The 3839-nt window shown below is 73.6% G+C and carries 2 protein-coding genes and 2 pseudogenes; 2 read left to right on the top strand and 2 right to left on the bottom strand.

Going from position 1 to position 3839, the window contains the following annotated elements; all coding sequences use genetic code 11:
- Window positions 1–539, bottom strand: a pseudogene (locus tag H5J33_RS26800) (hypothetical protein); the annotation flags it as partial.
- Between the two features lie 187 nt (window positions 540–726).
- Here H5J33_RS26800 and radA point away from each other — a divergent pair.
- Window positions 727–2136, top strand: a complete 1410-nt coding sequence (radA, locus tag H5J33_RS26795; RefSeq protein ID WP_181797419.1) for a DNA repair protein RadA — start codon at window positions 727–729, stop codon at window positions 2134–2136.
- 80 nt (window positions 2137–2216) lie between these two features.
- Window positions 2217–3341 carry a DNA integrity scanning diadenylate cyclase DisA gene (gene disA, locus H5J33_RS26790; protein WP_030781598.1) on the top strand — a complete coding sequence of 375 codons (1125 nt, stop codon included), beginning with the start codon at window positions 2217–2219 and terminating at the stop codon, window positions 3339–3341.
- 51 nt (window positions 3342–3392) lie between these two features.
- On the opposite strand, the pseudogene H5J33_RS26785 reads toward disA, so the two are convergent.
- Window positions 3393–3839, bottom strand: a pseudogene (locus H5J33_RS26785) (hypothetical protein); the annotation flags it as partial.

The following is a 3839-nucleotide window of genomic DNA, read 5'->3' as shown; positions in this document are numbered from 1 at the left end:
TCCTCGGCCTCCGGCGCGGGAGCCGCCTGCGGGACGCCGTTCCCGGTTCCTTTCCCGGCCGTCCTTCCGCCGCCTCCCCCGGTCCCCGCCCGTTTCCCCGCGCCCCCCTCCGCTCCGGCCCGTGCCGCCGCGTGCGCCCCCTGACGTCTCTGCCTCGGCTCGCCCATTCTGCGCAGGCACGCCCAGCGGGACAGGGCGTACAGCCAGGCTCTGAGGTCGTCGGCGGACTCGGGGAGGCGGTGGCCGCGCCGCTCGGCGACCGCGAGGGCGTCGGCGAGGGCGGCGGTGGCCGCGTCGTGCTCGCACAGCACCGACAGGCAGTAGGTGAACAGGCCGTCCAGATACGGCTCGTAGGGAGCCGGCGTGCGCTGGGCGATGGCGCGCGCGGCGGCGCGGTCGCGCGCCTCGCGTGCTTCGCGGGCCTCATGGGCCTCGCGCGCTGTTCCAGCCTCACGGGCCTCTCGTCGTGCGTCACACGCCTCGCTGTGCGCCTGGCGCGCCCCCGTCGTGCGGGCGGTGGTCTCCGGGCTGCTGCTCATCACCCGTGCGACCGTAGGCGTCGGTGGAGTGCTCGTTCCGGAACCTTGAGCAGTTTTAATCCATACGGGTGAAACGATCCCTCATAAGGGGACAGGAAGCCTTTGTTCCACGCCCGGACCCGGTAAACGGCGGCCGGGAAGTGATCGCTCCCGCCGCGTTGTCGGTGCCGCGGGCTACGGTTTGCGCATGGCTGCCCGTACCAAGACCACCAAGGACCGCCCGTCGTACCGCTGCACGGAGTGCGGCTGGCAGACGGCCAAGTGGCTCGGCCGCTGCCCCGAATGCCAGGCGTGGGGCACGGTCGAGGAGTACGGCGCGCCCGCGGTCCGCACGACGGCGCCGGGCCGGGTGAGCACCTCGGCGCTGCCCATCGGCCAGGTCGACGGCCGGCAGGCCACCGCCCGCTCCACCGGCGTGCCCGAGCTGGACCGGGTGCTCGGCGGCGGTCTCGTGCCGGGCGCGGTGGTCCTGCTCGCGGGCGAGCCGGGCGTCGGCAAGTCCACCCTGCTGCTGGACGTGGCCGCCAAGTCGGCGAGCGCCGAGCACCGCACCCTCTATGTCACCGGCGAGGAGTCCGCGAGCCAGGTGCGGCTGCGCGCCGACCGCATCGGCGCCCTGGACGACCATCTGTACCTGGCCGCGGAGACCGACCTGGCCGCCGTCCTCGGCCACCTGGACGAGGTCAAGCCGTCCCTGCTGATCCTCGACTCGGTGCAGACGGTCGCCTCGCCCGAGATCGACGGCGCGCCCGGCGGCATGGCGCAGGTCCGGGAGGTGGCCGGCGCCCTGATCCGCGCCTCCAAGGAGCGCGGCATGTCCACGCTGCTGGTGGGCCACGTCACCAAGGACGGCGCCATCGCCGGCCCGCGCCTGCTGGAACACCTGGTGGACGTCGTCCTGCACTTCGAGGGCGACCGGCACGCGCGCCTGCGCCTGGTGCGGGGCGTGAAGAACCGGTACGGCGCGACGGACGAGGTCGGCTGCTTCGAGCTGCACGACGAGGGCATCACGGGCCTGGCCGACCCCAGCGGCCTGTTCCTGACCCGCCGCGCCGAGCCGGTGCCGGGCACCTGCCTGACCGTCACCCTGGAGGGCCGCCGCCCGCTGGTGGCCGAGGTGCAGGCGCTGACCGTGGACTCGCAGATCCCCTCCCCCCGGCGTACGACGTCCGGCCTGGAGACCTCGCGGGTGTCGATGATGCTCGCGGTCCTGGAGCAGCGCGGCCGGATCAGCGCGCTCGGCAAGCGGGACATCTACTCCGCGACGGTGGGCGGGGTGAAGCTGTCGGAGCCCGCCGCGGACCTCGCCATCGCGCTGGCCCTGGCCTCCGCCGCCAGTGACACCCCGCTGCCGAAGAACCTGGTGGCGATCGGCGAGGTGGGCCTGGCCGGCGAGGTCAGACGGGTCACGGGGGTGCAGCGCAGGCTCGCCGAGGCGCACCGGCTGGGCTTCACGCACGCCCTCGTGCCGTCCGACCCGGGGAAGGTGCCGTCCGGCATGAAGGTGCTGGAGGTCGCCGACATGGGGGAGGCGCTGCGGGTTCTGCCGCGCTCCCGTCGCCGAGAGGCCCCACGGGAGGCGGAGGAGCGCCGGTAGACTTTGCCCTGGTCTCGCCCGTCCGTACGAACCGAGTGCGGGTGCGGGGGCGCGTCAGAACCTGCGACCGGAGGAGTGCAGTGGCAGCCAACGACCGGGCAGCGGCTCCCGGCAAGTCCGGTGGGAGTGCCGGTTCCGATGGTCTGATGCGCGCCTCGCTGAGCGCGGTGGCGCCGGGCACACCCCTGCGGGACGGCCTGGAGCGGGTTCTGCGCGGCAACACCGGCGGTCTGATCGTCCTCGGCTCGGACAAGACGGTCGAGGCGATGTGCACGGGCGGGTTCGTGCTGGACGTCGAGTTCACGGCCACCCGGCTGCGGGAGCTGTGCAAGCTGGACGGCGGCATCGTGCTGTCGTCGGACCTGTCGAAGATCCTGCGCGCGGGCGTCCAGCTGGTGCCGGACCCGACGATCCCCACGGAGGAGACGGGCACGCGGCACCGCACGGCGGACCGGGTGAGCAAGCAGGTCGGCTTCCCGGTGGTGTCGGTCTCCCAGTCGATGCGGCTGATCGCCCTGTACGTGGACGGTCAGCGGCGCGTCCTGGAGGACTCGGCGGCGATCCTCTCCCGCGCCAACCAGGCGCTGGCCACGCTGGAGCGGTACAAGCTGCGGCTGGACGAGGTCGCGGGCACGCTGTCGGCGCTGGAGATCGAGGACCTGGTGACGGTCCGGGACGTCTCGGCGGTCGCGCAGCGGCTGGAGATGGTCCGCCGGATCGCCACCGAGATCGCCGAGTACGTGGTCGAGCTGGGCACCGACGGCCGGCTGCTCGCGCTCCAGCTGGAGGAGCTGATCGCGGGGGTCGAGCCGGACCGCGAGCTGGTCGTCCGGGACTATGTGCCCGAGCCGACGGCGAAGCGGTCCCGCACGGTCGAGGAGGCGCTGGCCGAGCTGGACGCGCTGACCCACGCGGAGTTGCTGGAGCTGGGCACGGTGGCGCGTGCGCTGGGCTACACCGCGTCGCCCGAGTCGCTGGACTCGGCGGTCTCGCCGCGCGGCTTCCGGCTGCTGGCGAAGGTGCCGCGGCTGCCGGGCGCGATCATCGACCGGCTGGTGGAGCACTTCGGGGGCCTGCAGAAGCTGCTGGCCGCGAGCGTGGACGACCTGCAGACCGTGGACGGCGTGGGCGAGGCGCGGGCGCGCAGCGTACGGGAGGGGCTGTCGCGGCTGGCGGAGTCGTCGATCCTGGAGCGGTACGTCTGAGGTCCGGCGGAGCCGCACATCGCCACGGCCCCGCGCCCCTTCGGGGCCCTCTCAGTCCGCCGACAGGACGAACGACGCCTGTACCTTGGCGGAGCCCGGGGCCTTGGCCTCCAGCAGGTAGGTGCCGGGCTTGGCCGGGCCGCCGGACGGGGTGCCGCAGTGGGCGGCGCTCGGCTTGCGGTCCCACTTGACGGTGTAGGTGATGCTCTGGCCGGCCGGCACCCGGAAGGCCAGGCCGGCCGGGCCCTTGGGGCAGTCGTCCGAGGACCAGAAAGTGTCGTCGCCGTCCGCCGGGGTGATCGTCAACACCACGCGGCTCGGGCCGAGATCGACCTTGCAGTCCGCCGACGAGCCGTTCTTCGCGGTGAGTTCGAAGGTCGGCGTCTGGTCCGGCGAGTAGGAGTTGCGCACGCTGCGCAGGCTCAACTCCACCGCGGTGGACGAGCAGTCGGGCAGCGTGGAGGATCCGGGGAGCGCGTCGCCCGCGGCGACGGCGGC

Origin of the sequence: Streptomyces sp. WELS2, from assembly GCF_013870595.1 — a bacterium.
Lineage (GTDB): Bacteria > Actinomycetota > Actinomycetes > Streptomycetales > Streptomycetaceae > Streptomyces.
This window is presented reverse-complemented; position numbering and strand designations above follow the sequence as displayed.